Source organism: Anaerobacillus sp. QJM3NY_17 (assembly GCF_056173665.1).
Genome location: NZ_CM149685.1, coordinates 2,108,087 through 2,133,051 on the forward strand (window position 1 = coordinate 2,108,087; position 24,965 = coordinate 2,133,051).

General features: G+C 40.1%; 24 protein-coding genes and 1 riboswitch. Of the genes, 19 read left to right on the forward strand and 5 right to left on the reverse strand.

The genetic code is table 11. From position 1 onward, the window contains the following. Positions 1–9: 9 nt before the first annotated feature. The gene (locus AC0VYV_RS11230) at positions 10–1,494 is read left to right on the forward strand and encodes a glutamate synthase subunit beta (RefSeq protein ID WP_475367398.1); all 1,485 of its coding nucleotides are present in this window, start codon (positions 10–12) and stop codon (positions 1,492–1,494) included. 99 nt (positions 1,495–1,593) lie between these two features. Here AC0VYV_RS11230 and AC0VYV_RS11235 read toward each other — a convergent pair whose 3' ends face one another. Then, positions 1,594–1,683, reverse strand: a complete 90-nt coding sequence (locus AC0VYV_RS11235; RefSeq protein ID WP_224880206.1) for a putative holin-like toxin — start codon at positions 1,681–1,683, stop codon at positions 1,594–1,596. 218 nt (positions 1,684–1,901) lie between these two features. Between AC0VYV_RS11235 and AC0VYV_RS11240 the strand changes: the two genes are divergently transcribed. The 3 genes from AC0VYV_RS11240 (at position 1,902) to AC0VYV_RS11250 (ending at position 4,169) form a co-directional block, all read left to right on the forward strand. Beyond that, positions 1,902–2,846 (forward strand): ring-cleaving dioxygenase, encoded by a 945-nt coding sequence (locus AC0VYV_RS11240; RefSeq protein WP_475367399.1) that lies wholly within the window; start codon positions 1,902–1,904, stop codon positions 2,844–2,846. Next, positions 2,843–3,448, forward strand: a complete 606-nt coding sequence (locus AC0VYV_RS11245; protein ID WP_475374861.1) for an alpha/beta hydrolase — start codon at positions 2,843–2,845, stop codon at positions 3,446–3,448. Before AC0VYV_RS11240 ends, AC0VYV_RS11245 begins: the two co-directional genes overlap by 4 nt. Before the next feature lie 262 nt (positions 3,449–3,710). Beyond that, complete coding sequence (locus AC0VYV_RS11250) at positions 3,711–4,169, forward strand: DUF4306 domain-containing protein (protein ID WP_475367401.1); 459 nt, start codon at positions 3,711–3,713, stop codon at positions 4,167–4,169. A gap of 72 nt (positions 4,170–4,241) precedes the next feature. Here the strand turns inward: AC0VYV_RS11250 and AC0VYV_RS11255 are convergent, their stop codons facing one another. Next, positions 4,242–5,477: a dicarboxylate/amino acid:cation symporter gene (locus AC0VYV_RS11255; RefSeq protein ID WP_475367402.1), complete on the reverse strand. Its 1,236-nt coding sequence runs from the start codon at positions 5,475–5,477 to the stop codon at positions 4,242–4,244. A 275-nt stretch (positions 5,478–5,752) separates the two neighbouring features. Between AC0VYV_RS11255 and AC0VYV_RS11260 the strand changes: the two genes are divergently transcribed. The 3 genes from AC0VYV_RS11260 (at position 5,753) to AC0VYV_RS11270 (ending at position 8,179) form a co-directional block, all read left to right on the forward strand. Further along, positions 5,753–6,529, forward strand: coding sequence for a class I SAM-dependent methyltransferase (locus AC0VYV_RS11260; RefSeq protein ID WP_475367403.1), 777 nt, complete (start codon positions 5,753–5,755; stop codon positions 6,527–6,529). Between the two features lie 6 nt (positions 6,530–6,535). Continuing rightward, a complete protein-coding gene (gene mug / locus AC0VYV_RS11265) occupies positions 6,536–7,036 on the forward strand; it encodes a G/U mismatch-specific DNA glycosylase (protein WP_475374862.1) in 501 nt (166 codons plus the stop codon). A 246-nt stretch (positions 7,037–7,282) separates the two neighbouring features. Then, positions 7,283–8,179: a branched-chain amino acid transaminase gene (locus tag AC0VYV_RS11270; protein ID WP_475367482.1), complete on the forward strand. Its 897-nt coding sequence runs from the start codon at positions 7,283–7,285 to the stop codon at positions 8,177–8,179. A gap of 343 nt (positions 8,180–8,522) precedes the next feature. Here the strand turns inward: AC0VYV_RS11270 and AC0VYV_RS11275 are convergent, their stop codons facing one another. Further along, entirely contained in the window at positions 8,523–10,406 is a 1,884-nt protein-coding gene (locus tag AC0VYV_RS11275) for a vWA domain-containing protein (protein WP_475373761.1), read from the reverse strand. Further along, positions 10,407–11,312: an ATP-binding protein gene (locus AC0VYV_RS11280; RefSeq protein ID WP_430246428.1), complete on the reverse strand. Its 906-nt coding sequence runs from the start codon at positions 11,310–11,312 to the stop codon at positions 10,407–10,409. A gap of 175 nt (positions 11,313–11,487) precedes the next feature. Between AC0VYV_RS11280 and AC0VYV_RS11285 the strand changes: the two genes are divergently transcribed. From AC0VYV_RS11285 to AC0VYV_RS11295, 3 genes are all read left to right on the forward strand, one after another. Continuing rightward, positions 11,488–11,829, forward strand: a complete 342-nt coding sequence (locus tag AC0VYV_RS11285) for a YojF family protein (RefSeq protein ID WP_160919492.1) — start codon at positions 11,488–11,490, stop codon at positions 11,827–11,829. Between the two features lie 13 nt (positions 11,830–11,842). Next, on the forward strand, positions 11,843–12,508 hold the full coding sequence (gene bshB2, locus AC0VYV_RS11290) for a bacillithiol biosynthesis deacetylase BshB2 (protein ID WP_194221648.1): 666 nt from the start codon (positions 11,843–11,845) through the stop codon (positions 12,506–12,508). 82 nt (positions 12,509–12,590) lie between these two features. Continuing rightward, positions 12,591–14,210, forward strand: a complete 1,620-nt coding sequence (locus AC0VYV_RS11295; RefSeq protein WP_226613088.1) for an ABC-F family ATP-binding cassette domain-containing protein — start codon at positions 12,591–12,593, stop codon at positions 14,208–14,210. Positions 14,211–14,247: 37 nt separating this feature from the next. Here AC0VYV_RS11295 and AC0VYV_RS11300 read toward each other — a convergent pair whose 3' ends face one another. Continuing rightward, positions 14,248–15,597, reverse strand: a complete 1,350-nt coding sequence (locus tag AC0VYV_RS11300; RefSeq protein ID WP_430246431.1) for an MATE family efflux transporter — start codon at positions 15,595–15,597, stop codon at positions 14,248–14,250. A gap of 131 nt (positions 15,598–15,728) precedes the next feature. On the opposite strand from AC0VYV_RS11300, the gene AC0VYV_RS11305 reads away from it, so the two are divergent. The 9 genes from AC0VYV_RS11305 to AC0VYV_RS11345 all read left to right on the forward strand — a co-directional run bounded on the left by AC0VYV_RS11305 (position 15,729) and on the right by AC0VYV_RS11345 (position 24,883). Next, positions 15,729–16,139 carry a thiol-disulfide oxidoreductase DCC family protein gene (locus AC0VYV_RS11305; RefSeq protein ID WP_475367406.1) on the forward strand — a complete coding sequence of 137 codons (411 nt, stop codon included), beginning with the start codon at positions 15,729–15,731 and terminating at the stop codon, positions 16,137–16,139. 167 nt (positions 16,140–16,306) lie between these two features. Continuing rightward, positions 16,307–16,409: riboswitch (purine riboswitch) on the forward strand. A gap of 246 nt (positions 16,410–16,655) precedes the next feature. Next, positions 16,656–17,537 (forward strand): 5'-methylthioadenosine/S-adenosylhomocysteine nucleosidase, encoded by an 882-nt coding sequence (locus AC0VYV_RS11310; RefSeq protein ID WP_475367407.1) that lies wholly within the window; start codon positions 16,656–16,658, stop codon positions 17,535–17,537. A gap of 261 nt (positions 17,538–17,798) precedes the next feature. Next, positions 17,799–18,689: a nitrilase-related carbon-nitrogen hydrolase gene (locus tag AC0VYV_RS11315; RefSeq protein ID WP_475367408.1), complete on the forward strand. Its 891-nt coding sequence runs from the start codon at positions 17,799–17,801 to the stop codon at positions 18,687–18,689. A gap of 99 nt (positions 18,690–18,788) precedes the next feature. Beyond that, complete coding sequence (locus AC0VYV_RS11320) at positions 18,789–20,150, forward strand: NAD(P)-dependent oxidoreductase (RefSeq protein WP_475367409.1); 1,362 nt, start codon at positions 18,789–18,791, stop codon at positions 20,148–20,150. Positions 20,151–20,170: 20 nt separating this feature from the next. Next, on the forward strand, positions 20,171–21,451 hold the full coding sequence (gene preA, locus AC0VYV_RS11325) for an NAD-dependent dihydropyrimidine dehydrogenase subunit PreA (RefSeq protein ID WP_475367410.1): 1,281 nt from the start codon (positions 20,171–20,173) through the stop codon (positions 21,449–21,451). Positions 21,452–21,466: 15 nt separating this feature from the next. Beyond that, the gene (gene hydA / locus AC0VYV_RS11330) at positions 21,467–22,885 is read left to right on the forward strand and encodes a dihydropyrimidinase (RefSeq protein WP_475367411.1); all 1,419 of its coding nucleotides are present in this window, start codon (positions 21,467–21,469) and stop codon (positions 22,883–22,885) included. Between the two features lie 24 nt (positions 22,886–22,909). Continuing rightward, positions 22,910–24,391: an NCS1 family transporter gene (locus AC0VYV_RS11335; protein ID WP_194221657.1), complete on the forward strand. Its 1,482-nt coding sequence runs from the start codon at positions 22,910–22,912 to the stop codon at positions 24,389–24,391. Between the two features lie 4 nt (positions 24,392–24,395). After that, the gene (locus AC0VYV_RS11340; RefSeq protein WP_475367412.1) at positions 24,396–24,626 is read left to right on the forward strand and encodes a hypothetical protein; all 231 of its coding nucleotides are present in this window, start codon (positions 24,396–24,398) and stop codon (positions 24,624–24,626) included. A 14-nt stretch (positions 24,627–24,640) separates the two neighbouring features. Continuing rightward, positions 24,641–24,883 (forward strand): hypothetical protein, encoded by a 243-nt coding sequence (locus tag AC0VYV_RS11345; RefSeq protein ID WP_194221659.1) that lies wholly within the window; start codon positions 24,641–24,643, stop codon positions 24,881–24,883. The last annotated feature ends 82 nt before the right edge of the window (positions 24,884–24,965 follow it).

The window sequence follows — 24,965 nt, forward strand, 5'->3', positions numbered from 1 at the left end:
GGTATTCGATTGGGTAAGCCAACAGGTTTTTTAGACTATCCTAGAGAAAAAGCACGTGAAAGAGATCATTCAACACGTTTAAAAGATTGGGAAGAATACCAGCTTCCTCAATCTGAAGAAAATCTGAAAACGCAAGGGGCACGCTGCATGGATTGTGGCACGCCCTTCTGCCACTCAGGTATAGAACTAAATGGGAGTGCATCGGGTTGTCCACTTTATAATTTGATTCCTGAATGGAATCACCTTGTATATCAAGGGAAATGGAAAGATGCGCTAGATCGACTTCTTAAAACGAATAACTTTCCGGAATTCACCGGTAGAGTTTGCCCGGCACCGTGTGAGGGAGCCTGCGTAGCAGCTATTCCTGACGACGCTGTTGCAATAAAAAGCATCGAGAAGGAAATTATTGATCGCGGGTTTGCAGAAGGTTGGATGACGCCCCAGCCTCCCAAAAATCGTACAGGTAAGAAGATTGCCATTGTAGGGTCAGGTCCTGCTGGTTTAGCAGCGGCCGATCAGCTAAATAAAGCTGGTCATACTGTCACTGTATTTGAGCGTGACGATCGTATTGGTGGTTTACTAATGTACGGTATTCCTAATATGAAGCTTGATAAAGAATTAGTTGAACGACGTGTGAAGCTTCTTGAAGATGAGGGAGTAACCTTTATTGCGAATACCGAAATTGGAAAAGATGTCACACAAGATGAGCTTCGTGATCAGCATGATGCTGTAATTCTTTGTACAGGTGCTCAAAAGCACCGTGATCTTCCGATTGAAGGACGTAAGCTCGGTGGCATTCATTATGCCATGGATTATTTAAGACAGAATACGAAAAGTTTGCTTGATTCTAAGCTTCAAGATAACAAGTATGTTTCTGCAGAAGGTAAAAATGTTATTGTTATCGGTGGCGGAGATACTGGAGCGGACTGCGTGGCAACTGCGCTCAGACACGGTTGCAAAAGTGTACACCAATTTGGTAAACACCCGCAGCTAACTGCCGACCGTATGATCGATAATCCTTGGCCAGAATTCCCTAAGGTTTTTACTCTTGACTATGCTTATGAAGAAGCGCAAGCAGAGCACGGGGAAGATCCTCGTCAATATTCCATCATGACGAAAAAATTCGTTGGTGACGAAGATGGCAATGTGAAGGAACTTCATACGGTTACAATCGAAAAGCATGTTGATAAGATGGGCAATGTGTTCATGAAAGAACTTCCTGGTACAGAGCAAGTTTGGCCAGTTGAGCTTGTCTTCATTGCTATTGGATTTACTGGACCTGAAGAAGGGGTTCTCGAACATTTTGAAGTAGAGCAGGACAATCGGAAACGAGCGAAGGCTGAATTCGAAGACTATCGCACAAACGTTGATGGTGTTTTTGCAGCAGGTGATGTTCGCAGAGGACAGAGTCTCATTGTATGGGCGATAAATGAAGGTCGCGGCGTTGCACGCGAGACCGATCGTTATCTTATGAATAAAACTGTCATGCCTTAATTGAAATAAAAAAGCACTCCTATGAAGGTAGTGACCCCGAAAGTTAGAGTTAAAACTAACTTCCGGGGGTCATCACCGAAGGGGTGCTTTTTCACTTTGTTACGATGAACGATCTTTCGTGTGGATGATGGCGAGCACAAGAGCGGAAAAGCTGACCATTAACGACAGGGCCTCAAATACGCTTAGCATCACATCACTCCTTTACATATAGAATGTCACCAGCAGGGGTTGTCCTATACGCATAAGAGGAAAAGATTTGACATAAGAATACAAATTATATACACTTAAATCAAATATCTTGAATTCGAGATAAAAGACATCTAAAAGAACAAATTAGACGATTAAAAACCGTACTATACGGGAACCTTCTAAAGTGGATGTAATATTGAAAAGGAGACTTGTCATTTATGAAGCATACAACAGGAATACATCATATTACCGCAATTGTAGGAAATCCTCAGGAAAATATTGATTTTTATAGTGGGGTTCTTGGTCTTCGTCTCGTTAAAAAAACAGTGAACTTCGATGATCCAGGAACATACCATCTTTATTTCGGAAATGAAGAAGGGGCACCGGGTACAATCATGACCTTTTTCCCATGGTCGAAAGCACATGATGGAAAGATTGGCTCTGGTCAAGTTGGCGTAACTAGCTTCGTTGTGCCTGAAGGCAGTTTAACGTTCTGGAAAAAGCGTCTTGATAAATTAAATGTAGAAAACGGTGAGATGACTCGGTTTGGTGAAAAGGTTCTCGCTTTTGATGATCCACATGGACTACACCTTGAACTCGTTGAAAGAGAAGAAGGGGAGCGAAACACGTGGAGCTTTGGCGGTGTTAGCACAAAACATGCAATCAAAGGATTTGCAGGTGCTACATTATTGACCGGCAAGTCGGAAGCAACTATGAATGTGTTAGAAGAAGTTCTTGGTTTTATTCGTGTAGCTGAAGAAGAAGATTTTGTTCGATTTAAATCCAGTGATTCGATAGGCAACACGGTCGACGTGAAGAAAACACCGCTAGATTCTGGAAACATGGGCTCAGGTACTGTCCATCATATTGCGTTTCGGGCTAATGACTTCAATGATCATGAAGAATGGAGAAACTTACTCGAAGAAAAAGGGTATAAACCAACTCCGGTCGTTGATCGACAGTATTTCAATGCCATTTACTTCAGAGAAGAAGGTGGAATACTGTTTGAAATAGCGACGGATCCTCCAGGGTTTGCAAAAGATGAAGACCCTGATGAAATGGGGAAAAACCTACTTCTACCACCATGGCTAGAAGAGAAGCGATCTCAAATTGAAAATCATCTTGAACCAGCGGAAGCAAGAGTCCTAAATGGTGACAAATGATGAACCATCTTTTTAAACAAGGAAAAAAAGAGCTTCCGACTCTACTACTACTTCATGGTACTGGCGGAACAGAAGAAGATTTGGTTCCTTTAGCTGAACTTATTGCTCCTGGGCATTCCATTCTGAGTGTGAGAGGTAATGTATCAGAGAACGGGATTGCGCGCTTTTTCAAGCGATTAGCGGAAGGCGTTTTTGATGAAGCGGATTTAATAGAGAGAACACATGAATTAAATGCTTTCATCGATGAGTCAGCACAAAAATACGATTTTGAGCGCAACAACGTTATTGCAATAGGGTACTCGAATGGCGCTAACATCGCAGCTAGCCTTCTATTCCACGATGCAAATTCGCTTAAAGGCGCTGTCCTACATCATCCTATGGTGCCACTGCGTCATCTTGAGCTACCGAACCTTAAGCAAAAACCAATTTTCATAGGCGCTGGTGAAAATGATCCCATTTGCTCTCCAAAAGAGACAAAGGAACTTCAGGAAATGTTTTTTCATGCTGGGGCAGAGGTAACGGTTCATTGGGAAAGTGCAGGTCATCAATTAACGAGATCAGAAGTAGAAAAAGCGGCAGAATGGTTTAAAGAAAACTATTAGAACAGCTGGTTGATTTTAATTAGTTATACAATAAAAAAGCGGAAACGAGCATTAAAATCGAATGATTTTGATGCTCGTTTTATTATAAAGGATAAGTTCATACGATATTTAATGACTAGATTTTGAATCATTCATAAGCAATAAATCTACTTAATCTATTAAGTTTGAGGACATGGTTTTAACGGGTTTAGATCCAAAAATCATTATGATAAAATAAGGGTGATGATTTGAATTGGTTTTCAGGTAAGGAGTCGAATGTTGGATGATGAATATTGTGAAAGGTAGTACCGCACTTGTTATGCTTGTTTTATCTACATTAGGAAGCTGGTATGAAGGTAGTGAACTACGAAATAAGCCGTGGGAATGGGAATATAGCACATTTTTTTCAAGGGTGATAAACGGCCAAGTTACAGGGCAAGCAGATATATCAAGTCTAGATCACTTTATATATGCGGCTAAATTCAAACCGCTCTTCCCAATTCTTATGGTGGTAAGCGGTATTTATTTGCTGACGTTTTTATTTTCATTCGCCGTTAAGCATGATCGGAAGAAGTTAAAAGTCTATTATGGAAGTCTAGGAATGGGGTTACTTCTCGCAAGTTGTTTTAGCAATAATTCTCCCACAATTGGATTAGAAATAATTTCATGGTTGCTCATCACTGTTGGTTTACTCAATATTGGAGGATTCTTATGGATCGGTAGAAGGACAAGAGAAATTTAGTGTTAATAGAGCTTAATCGTTTAATTAGAGAAAGGCGGCCCTGTTATCGAGATAACAGGGCCGCCTTTTCATTTAAGCAACTGATTTGGATGTTTTCTTTTTATCACGATCGATGACAGCTGCCCCAATAATATCACCAAGTACGTTCGAAGCTGTACCAGCCATGCCAATCATGACGTCAACTCCAGCGATTAAAGCAACAATTTCTAAGGGAAGGTTAAACATGGTTAACACTGCTGATAATGTCACTAAGCCGGCAGCGGGAATCCCTGCCGTTCCTATGGAGAGAAGTGTACCTATGGCAACAATGGTCACATAATCCATAACGGAAAAGTTTAACCCGGTGACGTTTGCAGCAAAAACGATTGACACACCCATTCTTAAGGCCCCTCCATCTGAATTGAAGACGGCCCCGATTGGTAAAGAAAAGTTCACAATTCGTTCTGAGATGCCGGCTTTTTTAGCAGAGTCAATCGCGATTGGAAGCGAAGCGATACTACTTGATGTAAAAAATGCTGTTAAATAAGCATCTTTCGTTTGAAAAAAGAAGTTTTTAATACTTAATTTCGCGTACTTTAGAAAAGAAGTATAAATCAATGCCCAAAGTAATAGAACGCCTAAATAAAAAACACCTGTGAAAGCAAGTAAAGATTGGAACGTTTGCCAGCCTTGATTGCCGAAGGATGTGGCACTAATGGCGAAGATGCCAAGCGGTGCATAAAGTAAAATACCTTGCAGTAACAAAAAGAATAAGTCATTTGCAGCGGAGAATAGCTTATGAAGTCTCTCGCCAGATTCACGCATGTCATTTTTCTCAGAATAGCGCATTTTTCCTATAGTTAATCCAATGATCACAGCTAGAAAGAGTATACCCATGAGTTGTCCCGAAGAAAAGGTTTCAAAAAGGTTATTCGGAACGATATTTAAGAGAACATCAGAAAAACCAGGAGTGTCAGGCTTTTCAACTTTCGTATCCGGAAGTGTTAGACCAGAACCAGGGCTAATCCATAAAGCGATTGTAACACCTATTAAAACAGCGGCTGCTGTTGTTAATCCGTAATATACTAACAGTTTTCCACCTAATTTCCCAAGGTATTTAGGGTTCATTTGATTGATTGCAAGCACAACTGTTAGAAAAATAACTGGAATGGCTACCAGGTTAAGCAAGTTGATTAGAATGGTGCCAAGCGGTTTAATGAATTCTATACTTGAGCCAAAAAGAATTCCCGCTGTAATACCAAGTATAAAGCCAAGCGTCATTTTTAGTATGAATGAAGAATTTTTATACATTATCCACATTTTTTGCATTGTTCCACCTCTTATTAAATAGTGTTATTAGTATAACAGCTACATAATAATTTGTTTAGAATTTGAATTTTCATTTATCGTATTTGTTAAAATTATATGGTTTATATAACAATGAGCCAATTGTGTTTATGTTAGTTGATAGCACGTGTCCACCGAATACAGCTTCACTTCATTTTTTATTTCAATATAGTTTCTAAGGTGGAGTAGTTCTCTCCGGAAATCTTCTTAAACGACATGGTATACTAGCTTTGAAGGAAATTAAAGGAGATAATCGGATGATTTTTACAACTGCAGGGAGACCGACTGAAGCACTCATTAAAGAGGCTATAAAACTGAGTCATTATTATGAAGGTACTTACATATCAAGAGAAAAACGATCGATTCAACAAATCATTCATCTTTATCAGGAAATAGTTGTGGTTGTCGGTTTTGATCGATTATGTTTGTATAAAAAAAGCGCTGAAACACCGGTTTTCTTTCATCCAAACTCAGCCATGTTTCGTTGCAGGGCGGTTCTAAATGGACGCGATGATGCGTTTATTAAGGCGAGTGGTCTTAGTGAGGGAATGAGCTTGTTAGATTGTACAGCAGGTCTTGCTTCTGACAGCATCGTTGCGAGTTTAGTAGTAGGCGAATTCGGTAGTGTACAAGCAATTGAGGGTTCAGAGCACGCGCTATTACTTCAAGAAGGATTAAAAAAATGGGAAAGTAATAATAACTACATAGATAAGGCGATGAGGCGAATAACAGTTCGAAGTAATAAATATGAAGACGTACTACCTCATTTAATGGAGAACTCGGTTGATGTTGTATATTTTGACCCAATGTTTGAAGATTCTATCTTAGCATCTGACGGCGTATCTGGTATCAAACAGGTTGCGCTTTATGATGCACTCACAGAAAATATGGTGATGGAAGCTAGACGAGTTGCTCGCATAAGAGTGATTTTAAAAGATTCTTGGAACAGCTCGCGGTTTGAACAGTTAGGTTTTCAACAACAAATTCGAAAAACATCGAAATTTCATTATGGAATACTTGAATGCAAGGAGTGAGGAGCTTTGTTACCAGACCATCTTGATCATCAGTTGAAAATTTTGTTTATCGGTTTTAACCCTGGACTCCAGTCCGAGAATGAGGGGCATCATTATGCAAACCCAACAAATCGTTTTTATTCCGTAGTAAAAGAAGCGGGTCTTACAGATCGTAAGCTCTTACCAGAGGAAGATCATAGGCTTTTAGAATATGGGTATGGACTCACGAATATCGTAGATCGTCCTACGCGAGGAGCGGCTGACTTAACGTCTGATGATTACACAAAAGGACGAGAGCAGCTTAGCAAGAAAATTAGATTGTACAAGCCCGAAGTCAATTGTTTTGTAGGAAAAGGAGTTTACCAGAAATTCGCGGGTGTTAGAAAGGCTGAGTGGGGATATCAACCCGTTAATCAAATAGATGGTGTGCAAGATTTTGTGGCACCATCAACTAGCGGATTAGTTAGGATGACGCTTGAGGAATTAGTAGAAATCTATCGGCATTTAAGTACAATGCTAAGAAAATGAACGACATAGATTTTGTTCTCATTCGAGAATCAACAGTATCTAGCTAAGTACAGAGAAATAGTCCCTTCGTAAGAACATGTCGTACATTACTGGTGCAACATTAATCGAAAATTCTCTAATGATTAGCCATTACGAGCATATATTATTTAAAAAGCTATGTTAGTTAATAGTGATGATATATCGGCTTTCGGTAAAAAACAACAACGTTCAATCTAGCCATTAAAGAGGGTGAATGGTGTGGCTTTTATGTTTGATAAAGATCGATTTGTAGATGATCGTTCCTTAAGTCTGAGCGTGAAAAACAAAGGGCTAAACTATGGTTTAGGCTGCATAGAAGGTATACGCGCTTTTTGGAATAAAGAACAAAAGCAGCTTTTTGTTTTTCGATTAGATGATCATTTTAAAAGGTTCCACGGCTCTGGAAAAAGCTTGTATATTCCCATTCCCTATTCTATAGATCAGTTGTCTGAGATTACCAGACAGTTACTATTAATCAACCAAGTGACTCAAGACGTTTATATACGGCCGCTTTGTTTCAAAGGAGCTAATACGTTACGTCCAGATTTAAATGATCCATTAAATCATCTAGCAATCTATCTGGATCTTACCGAGTATGAGCCAAAAGCTTCTATAAATGTATGTGTTTCCTCTTGGACAAGAGTAGGAAGTAATATGATTCCTCCACAAACAAAATCAACAGCTGGTTACTTGAATTCAGGGTTGGCAATTAATGAAGCGATGTTAAACGGTTATGATGGGGCTCTTTTTTTAACTAGAGAAGGGAATGTTAGTGAAGGAGCTACTAATAACCTCTTTATCGTACGAGGGAATGAAGTTGTGACTCCTCCAGTATCAGATGATATTCTTCCTGGAATCACTCGGAATACCGTTGCTCAAATTGTATACAGAGAGTTAGGATTATCAATGCGAGAACAGAGTATTACGAGAGTTGAGTTATACGAGGCAGATGAAGTGTTTCTTACGGGAACGGCTATTGGAATTAAGCCAGTAGTGGAGATAGATCGGAGAATAACAGGAAATGGTAAAATCGGTCTGATTACACAGAAAATCCAAAAAACGTATGACCAGATCGTTCGTGGGGAAATGTCATCCTATATTAGCTACTGTACTTCTGTGTATTAAAATGCAAAGATCTTCGAGCTAAATCGCTTAAGGTACTATATCCTTTACGATGTAATTTTTTATTAAACGAGTAAATAGAAGAGAAAATCAATTTGCCAAACCGTTAATCTTAGCACCAGCATAAACTGCTTTTATTTCTATTTATGTAGTATTTAATTTTATTTCAATATACTTTACTGACGATTTCTACCATTATTTCTTAGCGGTTTAGCGAATTGGTTTATTAGTTGGATGAGACAGGATATAGAAATGGGGTCCATCAATAAAAGGGATGTCAAGTATATTTATTATAGATAAAACGGTTATCACCATTTAGGGACAAAGTGATAACCGTTCATATTTTCTATACAAATCGTAGCAACAATCGCTTCAACAGAGGCGTTAAATAAGCGGGAATCTCATTAGCAGAAGGAATCACAAGGCTTTGTGTGCCGTAGATATTTCGCATCGTATTTTTTTCCTTTTCCTGTGGTTCCCCGTTAGATAAGAAAACACCGATTACTTCAAAGCCTTTTTTCCTTGTTTGCATCACGGCTTCATGAGTATCAATGATACCATTTTCGCTGTAATCGTATGCGGAAGGCTCGCCGTCTGTAAACACAAGTAAAATTTTATGTTTTTCATTTCGTTCAGCTAATTCTTGAGCAACTTTTCGAATCGCATACCCATCCCGATTGTCTTCTTCAGGTTCCAATTGCATAATTTTAGCCCCTTCATGAGCTTGAGTCGATCGGTTGTAATCAACAATTTGAAACAGGGTATTCGGTTGTTCCTGATCATCAGCATCGAATGCATCTTCATAGAATCCAGTGATCGAGTGTTTAATATTTAGTCCTTTTAGCGTCTCATGGAAAAGCGTAATACCTAGTCGTGTTTCTTCCATCTTGTCGTACATCGATGCCGAGCAATCGACGAGTAACGAGAACGTTACATCAAGCTCTGTACTAGGCGCATTCTTTTTATAAAAGAGACGAGGGTTTTCGTCTGTTAATAGCCTTAGTAGCTTGCGGTTCAATCGTCCAAAATGAAGATCACTTCTAGGAGCAATTTGTTTTTGCTCGATCGTTTTCTGGATCGCAGCACGAAGTGATTTTTCAGCGTATTGGATGTCAGCCTTCGCAGTTCGATAATTCGAAAGCTCTTCAGAAGTTGGTTTTTCGGCATGACGAATCACTTCTTTTACGTTTCGATTCGCTTCACCTAGAGGATCCTGTGAAGAAGCAACTGCTTTTGTATCACGACTTTCAAGAATTGCCTCTTCATCAAACTGACTGCCCTCTGACTGCTTAGAAGCACCTTGGACACTGACAAAGGCCTGATCACCAGATTCTTCTTTTCGCTCGCCTTCTCCGATCAGATCTGATTTAGCGCCTTCTTCTAAGTCAAATTGAAGGAAGTTGGATCCTTCTTGCTCCTGCTCTTCATGCCACGTATTCATTTCCTCATCATACGTTTCTTTATCTTCTTTATCAGTCGTTTCCATCGTATCGTCACTTTTTAACTGACGAGCTTCTTCATCTTCAACAACAGTGGAAGCGTTGACCGAGGTTCCATACATCGTTAAATATTCTGTTGTCATATCGAAATGATCAACATTCAGCTCCTGACAAAATGCGCTTGTGAGAGTGGCAACGTCTTTTGTTGAACTAGCTTTAGAAATCTCTATAATTAAATGGCGCAGATAGGGCTTATATTCTGCTAGTTCATTTCCTAGAGCAACTGGTTTACCGATCGCTTGTAGATAGATTGCGCAGAATAATGCATCAAGCAGCTGATTCTGGCGATTATGAACTTCAAGACGACCACGAAAACGCTTTTGAAATAATGTTCGTCTTGTATCAAAAGCAGCGCTCATTCCTGGTCGGATAGACATACAAATCTGCTCGAGTCTTATATCCTCTAATAATGCAAACAGTTGTTTACGGAAAAGAGGATGTGATTGTTGTTTGATAGTGGAGAGGTAGTGATCTACTTCATTGAAATTCGTATAATGAACATTACCAAGTGCACGAAGGTAGATATCACTTTTCATACCATCATATTGCGTTCCATCAAAAATATCATTCCAATAATGACTGACCGTAATCAACTGTTCAGCTGGTCTGTAGTAAGAATGGAAAGCGAACTGAACTTCACTCTCTAGATGACTCAGTGTTTCCGCGAGATCAGATAAACTTAGATGAAGAAAAGGATCAGTCTGATTCTCAGCAAAGTTTAGAAACTTCATTTATGATTTCTCCTGATAACGTCCGAAAATTGTTTCTGCGATGTTTTCCACTGCAGCTTTTTCACGCTCATCTTCAAGCTTATCTGTAATCGCTCGTTTAATCGCGCGTCTCGCTTCCATAAATGTTGTTAAGTCACAAGCGTCTAGAAGTGAACGAGGAGAGGCGGCTTCCTCTGAAATTTGACCATCTCTTACTTTTGATTGAAGGTCAGCAGATAACGTAACAAACTGATCCAGCTGTTTTGAATCATCTAAAAGCGATTGTTCACTTAACATTTCTTTTAAAGCTTCTCCCTGTAGGTAAGGTACTTCTATCACGATAAAACGATTTTTTAATGCTTCATTTAATGGTGCTGTTCCAATATATCCTTCATTAATTGCAGCAATGACGCCAAAGTTCTCTTTTGCCCGAACCGTTTCTCCTGTGAAAGGGTTTAGAACCATACGACGATAGTCAAGTACACCATTTAGAATGGGAAGTGTTTCTGCTTTAGCTGTATTAATTTCATCAATATAGAGAAGTTCGCCGTTTTTCATCGCGTTTTCTACTGGTCCAGGAATGAATGTAATATGAGCATTGTTTTGTTCGTCATATGTTAACGTTTTATACCCTAGAAGCGCTTCCGCATCAAGGTCAACAGAACAGTTAATCGAGTACATTGGCTGGTTAAAGAAGTAGCTAATTAGTTCGGCAAGTTTTGTCTTACCAGCACCTGTTGGACCTTTAAGAAGCACATTTTTACCTAGAATCAAAGCTGTGACGGCATCTTTTACGATCGACATATCTGGTGCTGTATAGCCTTCAGATCCGATGAGATAGTGCTCTGGATTGGAGTTTGCCTCGCGTCTTGCTTCAATACGGTCTTGTATTTTATCTGGAATATCAAACGTTTCATATAATTGCATCTTTCATACCTCCGAGTTTCGAATTCATGTCTATTCAAAAGTTAACTATAACGGAAAAAAACGGTCTCTGTCTAATGAAAGTCGTTCTAATGCCAACGTCAATCATTTTACCAGGCGGAATAGATGAGCTATACTAGTTCTAGCAAGTAGGCCTAAGAAAGAAGGGGGCATAAGAATGAAGCCTATTCAAATAGAAAAAGTACAAGAAATCCTTGAAACATTTGAGAACAAAGAACTGTATTTTCACTTAGAAACAACGAGTGGAGCCTATGCTGCTCAAGATAAAGAAAAGCTTGCGGTTGGAGCTTACATAAGAAATGGCTCAATCAAATTCACCAATGTCAAAATGGCAGGTAGCGGTCCATTCCGCGTTGGGTTTAAATTAAATGACGGTTGGATGTATGCTGAAGGCTTAACGGATTATCAATTGGATGATGGTCGTTTATTAATGGCAGGTCATGATTCGAGCGGCCGTTTAGCAGTAGCTGTTCAATTAAGCTATACACCATTCGACTAAGGAGGAAACGATTATGGAGAAACAAGTCCTCGTTGTTTTCCCGCATCCGGATGATGAAGCTTTCGGAACTGCAGGGTTGATAACGAAATTTGTAAATGAAGGCGTGCCCGTCACTTATGCATGTGCAACGCTCGGAGAAATGGGACGCAATATGGGGAATCCATTTTTTGCGACAAGAGAAACACTTCCAGAAGTACGAAAGAAAGAATTACAAGATGCCTGCAACGCTATGGGCGTAAAAGATCTTCGCATGCTCGGGTTTAGAGACAAGACGCTTGAGTTTGAAGACCCTGAACTGCTTGTTTCTACAATTGGAGAGCTAGTTGATGAATTAAACCCATCATTAATTATTACATTTTATCCAGAATACGGTATCCATCCGGATCATGATGCTTGCTCTGCAGCTGTCATAGAAACGTTAAAACGGATCCCGAAGGAAAAACGTCCAACGGTTTATGCTTTACCAATTACTCCGGACCGTGAAGTGGTACTTGGTAAACCTGATAAAGTTTTTGACGTAACGGATGTGTTAGAAACGAAGATCAAAACCATTGAAGCTCACCGCTCCCAAACAGAGGCGATGGTGGCAAGACTTGAAGATGGTTCAATGGATCCGAATTCTGAAATGATGTCGTTTATTAAACAAGAATCCTTCTGGATCTATCCATTTGATGAATAAGATCTGTTGGGTTCATATCTATTCCGTGTAGAACATGTTATAATTTGCACTATATTACGATAGATGGAGGAATACGACCTAAATGATTACAGTTACAGATGTCGGCTTACGATATGGTGATCGTAAGCTTTTTGAAGATGTTAATATTAAATTTACTCCAGGAAACTGTTATGGACTAATCGGTGCTAATGGTGCTGGTAAGTCAACGTTTCTTAAGATTTTATCAGGTGAAATCGAACCACAAACTGGCGATGTTCATATGGGACCGGGAGAACGACTTGCCGTCCTGAAACAGAACCATTTCGAATACGAAGAGTATGAGGTTCTTAACACCGTAATTATGGGACATGCACGTCTTCATGAAGTGATGCAGGAAAAGAATGCGATCTACATGAAAGAGGATTTCTCTGATGAAGATGGTATGAAAGCTGCAGAGCTTGAAGGTGAATTTGCTGACCTTAACGGGTGGGAAGCTGAATCAGATGCAGCTGTATTGCTTAGAGGACTTGGTATTTCTGAAGATCTTCATGATAAGAAGCTTGCAGACCTTACTGGTTCTGAAAAAGTGAAAGTACTTCTTGCACAGGCTCTTTTTGGTTCTCCTGATATTCTTCTACTGGATGAGCCTACGAACAACCTTGATCTTGGCGCAATTCAATGGTTAGAAGAGTTCCTTATTAACTTTGAGAATACCGTTATTGTTGTGTCCCATGACCGTCACTTCCTAAACAAAGTATGTACGCACATGGCTGACCTTGATTACGGTAAAATCCAAGTGTATGTGGGTAACTACGATTTCTGGTATGAATCAAGCCAGCTTGCTCGTACGATGAAAGAGGATGCGAACAAGAAAAAAGAAGAGAAAGTAAAGGAACTTCAAGCGTTTATCCAGCGCTTTAGCGCGAACGCGTCGAAGTCTAAACAGGCTACGTCACGTAAGAAGCTTCTTGATAAGATTACGCTTGATGATATTAAGCCTTCTTCAAGAAAATATCCTTACGTAGCCTTTACACCAAATCGTGAAATCGGAAACGACGTGCTTCACGTTGAAGGTTTAACAAAAACGATTGATGGTGTAAAAGTACTTGATAACGTAAGCTTTATGCTAAATAAAGACGATAAAGTGGCACTCGTAGGTCGTAATGAAATTGCGAATACGGCGCTCATTAAAATTTTGATGGGTGAAATGGAAGCAGATAGCGGAACGTTCAAGTGGGGTGTTACCACTTCTCAAGCTTACTTCCCTAAAGATAACTCTGATTACTTTGAGGGTGTGGATACGAACCTTGTTAACTGGCTTCGTCAATATTCCCCAGAAGATCAAAGCGAAAGCTTCCTACGCGGCTTCCTTGGAAGAATGCTTTTCTCTGGTGAAGAAGTATTGAAGAAAGCGAGCGTTCTTTCCGGTGGCGAAAAAGTTCGCTGCATGCTTTCAAAAATGATGCTTAGCGGTGCGAATGTTCTTGTACTTGACGATCCGACAAACCACCTGGATCTTGAATCAATTACTGCACTCAACAATGGTCTTATGAATTTCAAAGGTGCAATGATCTTTACATCTCATGACCACCAGTTCATTCAAACGATCGCAAATAGAGTAATTGAAGTAACACCTAAAGGGATCATTGATAAAGAAGCAACTTATGATGAGTACCTTGAAAACACTGAATTACAAGCAAAAGCACAAGAAATGTACAAGTAATACAAAAAGCGGCACCCTTCTGGGAGCCGCTTTTTGTTTATATAATTCTTCCGACTCTTTGTACGTGACGGAGACGTAGGAAGAGCGTAATAGCAGCAACGAAAAGTCCCGCACTAAGCCCAACCCAGTAGCCGTATGGACCGAACGCTGTGTATTTCGCTAGTAAGTAGCCTGAAGGAAGGCCAATCACCCAGTAAGAAATGAGACTCATAACAAGCGTTACGTTAACATCTTTATATCCTCTGAGCGCTCCTTGTATGGGAGCAGCAACGGCATCGGAAAGCTGAAAGAAGATGGCGTAAATAAGGAATACTTTAATTAAATCAAACACTTCCATGTTGCTTGTATACCAACTCGCGACGGTGTCATTGAAGAGAAATAAACAAAGAGCTGATAGTAAGGCCATTAGAACAGCAAAGACAATGCCCATATAGCTGTATTGCTTTGCATCCTGTAATCTTCTTGCCCCAACCTCAAATCCAATAGCAATTGTTAACGCCATTGATATACTAAGGGGGATCATATATAGAAGAGAAGCAAAATTAATGGCTGCCTGGTGAGCAGCGATCGTTTCGGTTGTATACGTGCTCATTAAAAGTGTAACGGCCGCAAAAATACTGACTTCAAAAAAGATAGAAAAACCTATCGGAACACCGATTTTTAGCTGTTCTTTCCAGGTAGAAAAGGATATTGGATAAAAACGTTTGAAAATCCTATACGCTCGGAATGGCCTTACTCTAATGACAACAAGTAAGGCGATTAAAAGAATAAACCAATAAGTGATCGCTGATGCATATCCAGCACCAACACCTCCTAATTGGGGGAATCCCCATTTACCGAAAATCAAAACATAATTGAAGAATACATTGATTGGAAGAGACGTGAGCGTGACTAGCATCGTCGTCCTTGTTTCTCCAAGTGCATCAAAGAAACTCCTTAGAACGGAATAAATAAACAGTGGAATAATCCCGAAGGAAAGTCCGATGAGGTAATCTTTTGCAATTTGAGCAACTTTGTTATTAAGATCCATGGTGTTTAAAATAGGGTCTAATATAAAATAACCAACAACTAATATACTAACGGAGAGAGCAACCGAAAGATAAATGCCCTGAAGTACTGAAAATGAAACCCGATCTTCCTGCTTTGCACCGATATAATGCGAAACAATCGGAGTGATGGCAAGCAATATGCCACTTAATCCTGTAAATACAGGAACCCAGAGACTTGAACCAATGGCAACTCCTGCAAGATCATTTGCTCCAGCTCTTCCACTCATAATCGTATCTACGAAATTCATTGAGTAGAGACCAACTTGAGTGATTAAAATGGGATAAAGAATGATGACTAATAATTTGATCTTTTCCTTGATCGTTTTAGTTGGATACATGGTGCAACATCCTTGCTATGTAGAATACTGAACATGGAAATTATAGCATATTCCCCATCTTAGATTATGTAGTTATGATATACTTAGTATGTGAAGTAATGAGCATGTTTTAAAACGAGGTGAATGGAACAGTGGATACAACCAGAGAATCGAAAACAAACGTTATTCTTTTTGATGGGGTTTGTAATTTATGCAATGGATTAGTGAAGTTTATGTTTAAGTATGACAAAAAAGCTGTATTTTCTTTTGCCTCCCTCCAATCGGAGACGGCTAAACATCTCCTTCATGACGCTGAACTAACAGACGTTCCGGATAGTGTGATTGTCATTAAGGATGGAAAGGCACTCGTTAAATCAGATGCAGCTCTTTATATTGTAAAGCAGCTAGGAGGCTTTTTTAGTCTTTTTCTTGTACTCCGACTTTTACCATTAAGGCTAAGAGACAAAATTTATGACGGCATTTCGAAGCGCCGTTACAAATGGTTTGGGGAAAATGAAAGTTGTATGATTCCATCAAAAAAACAAAAAGAAAGGTTTCTATAATTTTAGGTCTAACTTTTTAATAGTTATTGTTAATTATCGTTAATTCCCATTAAATCTTTCTATATACTTCTCGAAAGCAATGAATGGCGAACGATTTTATTAAAAATATATTTAATGTTCATGTTTTAGTTGTGATGATCAAGAATGTCTGTTATGGTATTAAAGTACTAACTTAATCATTTCTTACTCGTATATTCTCAGAAATATGGTCTGAGTGTTTCTACCCGGTTCCCGTTAAAGTACTGGACTACGAGTTGAAGTATGCATGTAGCTGACTTAACATTTAGTTTTACTAATAACTTTGGCAGGGATATTTGACGCATATTTTAACTTTCGTAGGTCTGGACGGTAGAACATCTTCTACAAAATCCTGGCCTATTTCTTTTGATTTTAATACGAGAATCACATTCTAGAAAGGGAGAATGACGACAGAAGAAAAGTTTACTATTGTCAGTCACAAATCACGTATTTGATGAAGAAGAGTGTCCGAACTTACATACTAGGGAGAGAAAATCGATGAGGAAACCATTTTTTAAAAAATACGCTACATCAGCTATGATAACTTTACTTTTGTTAGTTGTTTTGTCAGCCTGTAACTCTGCACCAGAATCTTCAGCTGAACAAGAGAAAACAGAAAGACCAATCATTGTACAGGGACCAATGCCAATTGAAGCAGAAGAGTTCGCACAAAAATTAGAGAATGTAACAGAAGAAAATTCAGGTTCGTTCGTTTTTTACAAAGGAACGGTGGATGATTATCCTGTTATCGTTACGAAAACAGGTAAGGGAATGGAGAATACGGCAGCTGCAACTGCACTAGCAATAGAGAAGTATAACCCGATCGCGATTATCAATCAAGGAACATCAGGAGGACATGATCCTGAATTGGACGTATTTGATATCGTATTAGGGCAAAGAACCACAAACACGGGTTCATTAAAAACAACTAATCTCGAGGAGAATGAGGGTATTAAGCCAACGGAATGGAAACCAATGGACTTAATGGCGTCTGAAGGTAGCGCAGGAGAAGATCCAGATGCAGAAAATATCCGATACTTTGATGGAGATAAGGACTTACTTGCTGCCGCGAACGCCGTGAAGGATGAATATACAAAAGGAAAAGTTGTGGAAGGAACAATTGGTTCAGCGGATGTATGGAATAATGAAATTGATCGTATCAAGTGGTTTCATGAAAATTATGGTACATCCGTTGAAGAAATGGAAGGTGCTGCAGGAGCACAAATCGCTCAAGCTTTCGATGTGCCTTTCCTAGGGATTCGTATTCTTTCAAATAATAAAGTAAATGGAGGAGAATACAACCCAAATACTGCTGAAGCAAATCAGGAGTATGTTTATAAGGTCGTTCAACAATATATTAAGGATCAAAAAGATAACTAGCATCCATGAAGTGTCTAGTAATCGTAGACCATAAATACAACCATGGGATTTAACAAAAACAGCTTAAGTAGTAAGTGCGGAGAGAGCCGTACTTCACTTAGGCTGTTTTTTTGATCCATCTTCTTTTAAAGACTCGCGACAGAATGCTAGTTTTTTGTACATTTTATTTTACATTTTGTATAGTGCATGGAGGAAATGAATCTTCTACACTTTTATTAGAAAGAAAATTCAGTTAACTAATGTGAATAGGAGGGCATACATATGGCAGATTCAGTGAAAATTGGCCTAATTCAGGCAAAAAATGATGTGGAAGGTAGTGAATCAGTTGACCTTCACAAAGAAAAAGCCATTGAAAAACATATTCACCTTGTAAGAGAAGCAAGTGAAAAAGGAGCTCAAATTGTTTGTCTTCAGGAGATCTTCTATGGACCGTATTTTTGTGCAGAGCAGAACACAAAGTGGTATGACGCTGCAGAAGAGATCCCCGAGGGTCCAACGACAGTGAGATTTCAGGCGCTTGCTCGAGAACTTGGTATTGTCATTGTTCTACCTATTTATGAGCGAGAAGGCATCTCAACCTATTATAATACTGCTGCTGTTATTGATGCTGATGGGTCTTATCTTGGTAAGTACCGGAAACAACACATTCCACATGTAGCAGTTGGAGACAAAGGCCACGGATTCTGGGAAAAATACTACTTTAAGCCTGGTAATCTTGGTTATCCGGTATTCGACACGGCTTTCGCAAAGATAGGCGTGTATATTTGTTATGATCGTCATTTTCCAGAAGGAGCAAGACTGCTTGGTTTAAACGGCGCAGAGATCGTTTTTAATCCTTCTGCAACGGTAGCTGGACTTTCTGAGTACTTATGGAAGCTAGAGCAGCCAGCTCATGCTGTTGCGAACGGTTACTATCTTGGAGCCATTAATCGAGTTGGAACAGAGGGACCTTGGAACATGGGTGAATTCTATGGACAATCTTATCTTGTTGATCCACGAGGCAATTTTGTAGCGATGGGTTCAAGGGATGAAGATGAAGTGATTATCGGTGATGTAAATAAAAAGATGATTCGTGAAGTTCGAGATACGTGGCAATTTTATCGCGATCGCCGTCCTGAGACTTATGGGGAAATGACTTCACTATTGCCTTGATGGGAGTGAAAGCAGGTGTGGCTTCGCCGCCTGCTTTTTCATTTAAGGATCTATTAGTTTATCAAGCGGTAATGCGTAATTTAAACAAGGGGGACGAATATGAATACAAGCGAACCAGCGATCCAAAAGGAACTGCAGAAAAGGTTTACTGAAGTTGTTCCACCTCTCACGAATCAGGAAGCGTTTCAAGAATCTCAAAGATGTCTTTATTGCTATGATGCTCCTTGTATCAAGGCGTGTCCAACCGGCATAGATATACCAACTTTCATTAAAAAAATCGCTTCAGGAAACATGAAAGGGTCAGCAAAAACAATTATGACTGCAAACCCAGTAGGAGCGAGCTGTGCGAGAGTATGTCCGACAGAAGAACTATGTGAAGGTGCATGTGTGTTAAATCATTCGACAAAACCAATTTTAATTGGTAATCTGCAGCGCTACGCTACAGATTGGGCAATTAAAAATGATCAAGTGCTATTTAAACAAGGACAACCAAACGGGAAGAAAGTCGCAATTGTAGGTGGCGGCCCAGCCGGTCTATCAGCTGCTCGCGAACTTGCGCTACTTGGCTATAGTGTCACAATCTATGAAGCCGAGAAACAGGCAGGTGGACTTGATACGTATGGCATCGTGTCTTTTCGGTTACCAAAAGCCATTTCACTCTGGGAAGTGGAGCAAATTGAAAGGTTAGGCGTCACCATTAAAACGGGTGTGAAAATAGGCGTTGATCTTCCATTTGAAGAGTTAGTTTCAACAAATGACCGTGTTATTTTAGCAATTGGCATGGCAAATGTTCCAGATCTTCAAATTTCAGGGGAAGAAGCTGATGGTGTTTACGATGCCATTGAACTCGTCAAAATGACAAAGAATGCGCCATTTCCAACTCACTTAAAAGGAAAGAAAGTTGTTGTGGTAGGAGCAGGGAATACAGCGATTGATGGGGCAACCTGCTCTGTTCGACTCGGTGCAGAAAACGTCAAAATACTTTATCGTCGATCTGAACAAGAAATGACTGCTTATGACTTTGAATATGAATTTGCCAAGCAGGATGGCGTTGAGTTTCGCTGGTTAACACAGCCGGTTGAAATAATGACAAATGAAACTGGCGATGTAGAAGGAATGAAATGCGTCAAGATGAAGCTTGGAGAAGCGGCTAAAGATGGGCGAAGGAGGACAGAACCTATTCCTGATTCTGAATTCCTTATTGAATGTGATGCTGTGGTGAAAGCGATTGGCCAAAAGCGGCATCTTCCATTTATAGAAGAGCTTGGTCTTGCTCATAAAGACGGTGTCATTTTAATTAACCAAGAAACGATGGAAACATCGAATCCCAAAATCTATGCGTGTGGAGATGTTATTTTCGGAAAAGGACAGGGAGAAGCCATGGTTGTTTCAGCGGCTCAACAGGGGAAAACGGCTGCTTATCATATGCATGAAAGCTTAAAAGCAACGTACTCAGCGTAAGAGGAGAAAGGGGAATATCGATGGCAGATCTTAGAACGAATCTTGCGGGTATCACTTCACCGAACCCATTTTGGTTAGCATCCGCTCCGCCTACCAATTCCGGGTACCAAGTACAACGTGCATTCGAAGCGGGATGGGGAGGAGCTGTTTGGAAAACGCTTGGAGACCCGATCCTGAATGTTTCTTCGAGATACGCAGCCGTTCATTTCAATGGCCAAAGAGTAGCGGGTTTTAATAATATCGAGCTAATTACAGATCGGCCACTTGAAGTGAATTTGAAAGAAATCTATGAAACGAAGAAAAAATTTCCTAACCACGCCGTTGTCGCTTCATTAATGGTTGAGCCTAATCAGGAAGCATGGCATGAAATCGTTAAAAAGACGGAAGCAGCTGGCGTTGATGGCCTTGAGCTTAATTTTGGCTGTCCACATGGAATGGCTGAACGGGGAATGGGCTCTGCTTCAGGGCAGGTCCCTGAGCTTGTGGAGAAACAAACTTTTTGGGCAAAAGAAGCTGCAGAAACTCCAGTCATCGTTAAGTTAACGCCTAATATTACAGATATCACAGCGACGGCTGAGGCAGCTGTTAGAGGCGGAGCTGATGCGGTGAGTATGATTAATACAATTAATAGTCTTGCTGGGGTTGATATTGATACATGGCTACCGATTCCGCATGTTGGCGGAAAAGGAGCGCATGGCGGCTACTGTGGTCCAGCGGTTAAGCCGATTGCGCTAAATATGGTAAGTGAATGTGCGAGAAACAGCCGTATTAACGTGCCGATTTCTGGAATGGGCGGTGTATCTAACTGGCAAAATGCAATTGAATTTATGTTGATGGGGGCAAGCAATGTTCAAATTTGTACAGCCGCCATGCATCACGGCTTTCGAATTGTGGAGGATCTTATCGACGGATTGTCCTCTTACCTTGACGAACGAGGCATTCTTTCGGTCCAAGACATCATTGGGAAATCTGTTCCAACCTTCTCTGACTGGGGTAATCTTGATCTTAACCATAAAGTGGTGGCGCGTATTAACAATGACGTTTGCATCAATTGCAATAAATGCCACATTGCATGTGAGGACACCTCGCATCAATGTATCGATATGCTAAATGACCCAAATGGGCATGCGATTCTTCAAGTAAGAGAAGAGGATTGCGTAGGCTGCAATTTATGTTCCATTGTTTGTCCAGTTGATGGAGCAATCGATATGATTGAAGTACAAAATGATTTGCCAAAAATGACCTGGAACGAACGTCAATCTCTTATCGGTTCGCTTAAAGATATCAAAATATCCAAATAAGTAGGGGGATTTTAAATGAAAAAAATCATTCGAAATGGGACCATTGTAACGGCCAGTGAAACGTACCAGGCAGATATTCTAATATCTGATGGTATTATTTCTTCAATTGGTAAGAACATCGAAGAAGAAGGAGCTGAAATCATTGATGCGAGTGATCGTTACGTATTTCCTGGAGGAATCGATCCACATACACATCTAGAAATGCCTTTTGGTGGTACGGTCTCAAAAGATGATTTTGAAACAGGGACTATTGCTGCAGCTTTTGGAGGCACCACATCTGTCATCGATTTTTGCCTTACTGAGAAAGGAAAGCCTCTATCAACAGCGATTAAGACATGGCACGACAAATCAAAGGATAAATCGGTCATTGATTATAGTTTTCATTTAATGATTAGCGAAATAAACGACAGTGTTTTAGAGCAGCTTCCTGATGTGATCAATCAGGAGGGGATCACATCTTTCAAAGTTTTCATGGCTTACAAAAACGTTTTTCAATCAGATGATGAAACCCTTTATCGAACTCTTTTAGCAGCTAAAGAACTCGGAGCATTGGTCATGGTTCATGCTGAGAATGGTGATGTGATTGAATATTTAACGAAGGAAGCGCTATCGAAAGGTCAGACTGAACCTATTTATCACGCATTAACGAGACCACCAGAAGTGGAAGGAGAAGCAACAGGTCGTGCGGCCCAATTAACTGGTCTTGCTTCTTCTCAACTATATGTTGTTCATGTTAGCTGTCAGGAAGCAGCTGATAAAATTGCTGAAGCAAGAAAGAAAGGCTATGACATCCATGGCGAGACTTGTCCGCAATATCTTGTTTTAGATCAAACCTACTTAGAGAAACCGAATTTCGAAGGTGCAAAGTATGTATGGAGTCCGCCACTTCGTGAAAAGTGGAACCAGGAAGCTCTTTGGACGGCTCTTCGAACTGGACAGCTTGAGACGATTGGTTCTGATCAGTGTTCATTTGATTTTAATGGTCAAAAAGACCTCGGTCGAGATGATTTTACAAAAATCCCTAATGGCGGTCCAATGATTGAAGATCGGTTTAGTATTCTTTTCTCGGAAGGAGTACTGAAAAGAAGAATTTCATTAAACCAGTTTGTTGATATTACTTCAACAAAATCAGCGAAGCTATTTGGATTATTTCCTAAGAAGGGGACAGTATCAATTGGAGCAGATGCAGATTTAGTTATATTTAACCCTGAAACAAAACGCAAAATCTCTGCTGAAACACATCATATGGCTGTAGATTACAATGCTTTTGAAGGAATGGAAATTACAGGTGAGCCAGAGACAGTTCTTGTAAGAGGAGAATTCGTAATTAAAAACAAACAGTTTGTAGGTACACCGGGGTCAGGGAAGTATATGAAGCGAGCAAAATATGGCAAGCTAAAAAACGTCACTGATAAGCCGATGATGATTCAGTAACAGACCGAAAAAGGGGATAGCTGAATGAAAAAAGATGAAAGCTATTTAAAGTCACCGGATCTTTTGCCCATTGCTCATAAAGATAGAAAGATAGGGACGGGCGGATTTGCAATGATGTGGGTTGGGATGGCTGTTGTTCTTGCCGCGTTTGCAATTGGTGGAGCCGGTGTTCAATCACTGTCACTTACGTGGGTTGTAGCGGCAACGATTATCGGAACCCTTGGGATTGGTTTATTTATTACAGTTATAGGTGATATCGGTATTGAACATGGTCTATCCTTTCCGGTATATATGAGGGCACCTTTTGGTACGATCGGTACACACATTCCTTCCATTGTGAGAGGACTTGCTGCTTCATTTTGGTTTGGAATCAATACGTATTTTGGTGCAACGGCAATGAATGCAATTCTAAATGTACTTTTTGGATTTGATAACTGGTTTGTGTGTTTTCTGATTTTCGCAACGCTTCAGCTCGTAAACACTGCACTAGGTATCAAAGCAGTTGAACGATTCGCAGATCTCGCTGCACCAGTGATCATTATCATCTCTGTATGGATGTATGCTTCATTATCCGATCAGGCAGTTGCACAGGGGCGAGAAGTATGGGCGTGGATTGAAAGCCCTGTGACCGGTGGAGCGGCAGTTACTGCTTTTCTTGTCGTTATCTTTAGTAATATGGGATTTTGGGCAACCATTTCAGCGGACATTCCTTCTATATCAAGATTCATCAAGGCTCCTAAATTCGAGCGGAATTGGGTGAAGCGTAATAAAGGAACGTTAGTAGGTAGTATGATTGCGCTACCGATAACGCAAACCTTTATGGTTATTATTGGTGGTGTATCCTACATTGCTGTTTCGAATTATGATCCAGTCGTTGCACTGCAGGAAGCCGCCACTGGTTTAGTTCTCGGCATTTTATTATTAATGATCGTTCTTGCTCAATGGTCAACTAATGTATCTGCCAACCTAGTACCAGCTGCCACAATTTTCTCCAATGTAGGTGGACCTAAAGTTCCGTTCTGGGCAGGTGTATTTATTGCAGGTATTATAGGATCAGTTGTTCAGCCGTGGAGCTTATTTAATATTCTCATACCGATCTTGCTCATAGTTGGTGGGATCTTATCTGCGATTGTTGGAATTCTTTTTGCTGACTATTATCTTCTAAGAAAGCGTCGCGTCAACGTTCCAGATTTGTATGAGCAAAACGGTCAGTATCGTTATATGAATGGGGTAAATGCCGCTGGATTTATCGCCTGGGTTCTCGGAGGATTAGCTGCTTATTTTCTCTCAAACTATTCATTTCTTGTAGGCTTTATTGTAGGTGCTGGGACTTACTTTGTCTTAGCAAAATACTGGTGGTTTAAGAAATATGAACAAGCTGAAATGATAGACCCAAGTGATGAGAAATACCTTGGGATAACAGTTGGTCGTGATTGGACTATCATGAGTGACAGTGAATCTCATGCTGTTCAAGAAGTGGGGAGTGCACTTGACGAAAGGAGCTAAAGAAATGAGAGAACATCAGCATTATTTAATCGAACGCGAGAAGGTCGACTATTTTATTGACCGTGGATATCGAATCAATGGTATTACCGAGAATTTAAGTGGGGCATTTATAGAGTTTATTCATAAAGACATGAAATCTGATGAAATTACAAAGGAAATTCTTCATATTCAAACCGCTGATGGGAGAAAATACTTCTCAGCTCTTCTTTTAAAACAGATGCAATCCGTTACTTAGAGAGGAGGAAGCTCATGGAGTACACTTTATATTCGAAGGATAGCGCTTATCCATGCGAAGTAACGATTGATGAAGAAAATGGTCGTTATATGATAAGAAAGGCGGATACGAGCGGAGAGATTTTCAATTCAGCAGCTGAGTTAACGCTCTGGATTCGATCAAATTGGAAAGAGACGGACTTCCGGAGTAAGAAACAATATTATTATTTAATGGAGTTATTAGACGAATACGAATGGGAAGTAGACACTGGGCAGTAGTTGCCCGGTGTTTTTTTACTTTTCGTGTACTGATGCAAATGATACCATACGCAAAATTTCATATACCGTAATGTAATGTAAA

What these genes read in the sequence shown, in the direction of transcription:
- AC0VYV_RS11300 (WP_430246431.1), bottom strand. Translation starts at nt 15,597, where the DNA reads ATGTATCCAACTAAAACGATCAAGGAAAAGATCAAATTATTAGTCATC.
- AC0VYV_RS11255 (WP_475367402.1), bottom strand. Translation starts at nt 5,477, where the DNA reads ATGCAAAAAATGTGGATAATGTATAAAAATTCTTCATTCATACTAAAA.
- AC0VYV_RS11240 (WP_475367399.1), top strand. Translation starts at nt 1,902, where the DNA reads ATGAAGCATACAACAGGAATACATCATATTACCGCAATTGTAGGAAAT.
- preA (WP_475367410.1), top strand. Translation starts at nt 20,171, where the DNA reads ATGGCAGATCTTAGAACGAATCTTGCGGGTATCACTTCACCGAACCCA.
- AC0VYV_RS11320 (WP_475367409.1), top strand. Translation starts at nt 18,789, where the DNA reads ATGAATACAAGCGAACCAGCGATCCAAAAGGAACTGCAGAAAAGGTTT.
- hydA (WP_475367411.1), top strand. Translation starts at nt 21,467, where the DNA reads ATGAAAAAAATCATTCGAAATGGGACCATTGTAACGGCCAGTGAAACG.
- AC0VYV_RS11275 (WP_475373761.1), bottom strand. Translation starts at nt 10,406, where the DNA reads ATGAAGTTTCTAAACTTTGCTGAGAATCAGACTGATCCTTTTCTTCAT.
- AC0VYV_RS11340 (WP_475367412.1), top strand. Translation starts at nt 24,396, where the DNA reads ATGAGAGAACATCAGCATTATTTAATCGAACGCGAGAAGGTCGACTAT.
- AC0VYV_RS11310 (WP_475367407.1), top strand. Translation starts at nt 16,656, where the DNA reads ATGAGGAAACCATTTTTTAAAAAATACGCTACATCAGCTATGATAACT.
- AC0VYV_RS11235 (WP_224880206.1), bottom strand. Translation starts at nt 1,683, where the DNA reads ATGCTAAGCGTATTTGAGGCCCTGTCGTTAATGGTCAGCTTTTCCGCT.
- AC0VYV_RS11245 (WP_475374861.1), top strand. Translation starts at nt 2,843, where the DNA reads ATGATGAACCATCTTTTTAAACAAGGAAAAAAAGAGCTTCCGACTCTA.
- AC0VYV_RS11280 (WP_430246428.1), bottom strand. Translation starts at nt 11,312, where the DNA reads ATGCAATTATATGAAACGTTTGATATTCCAGATAAAATACAAGACCGT.
- AC0VYV_RS11315 (WP_475367408.1), top strand. Translation starts at nt 17,799, where the DNA reads ATGGCAGATTCAGTGAAAATTGGCCTAATTCAGGCAAAAAATGATGTG.
- bshB2 (WP_194221648.1), top strand. Translation starts at nt 11,843, where the DNA reads ATGGAGAAACAAGTCCTCGTTGTTTTCCCGCATCCGGATGATGAAGCT.
- AC0VYV_RS11335 (WP_194221657.1), top strand. Translation starts at nt 22,910, where the DNA reads ATGAAAAAAGATGAAAGCTATTTAAAGTCACCGGATCTTTTGCCCATT.
- AC0VYV_RS11270 (WP_475367482.1), top strand. Translation starts at nt 7,283, where the DNA reads ATGTTTGATAAAGATCGATTTGTAGATGATCGTTCCTTAAGTCTGAGC.
- AC0VYV_RS11295 (WP_226613088.1), top strand. Translation starts at nt 12,591, where the DNA reads ATGATTACAGTTACAGATGTCGGCTTACGATATGGTGATCGTAAGCTT.
- AC0VYV_RS11345 (WP_194221659.1), top strand. Translation starts at nt 24,641, where the DNA reads ATGGAGTACACTTTATATTCGAAGGATAGCGCTTATCCATGCGAAGTA.
- AC0VYV_RS11250 (WP_475367401.1), top strand. Translation starts at nt 3,711, where the DNA reads ATGATGAATATTGTGAAAGGTAGTACCGCACTTGTTATGCTTGTTTTA.
- AC0VYV_RS11260 (WP_475367403.1), top strand. Translation starts at nt 5,753, where the DNA reads ATGATTTTTACAACTGCAGGGAGACCGACTGAAGCACTCATTAAAGAG.
- AC0VYV_RS11285 (WP_160919492.1), top strand. Translation starts at nt 11,488, where the DNA reads ATGAAGCCTATTCAAATAGAAAAAGTACAAGAAATCCTTGAAACATTT.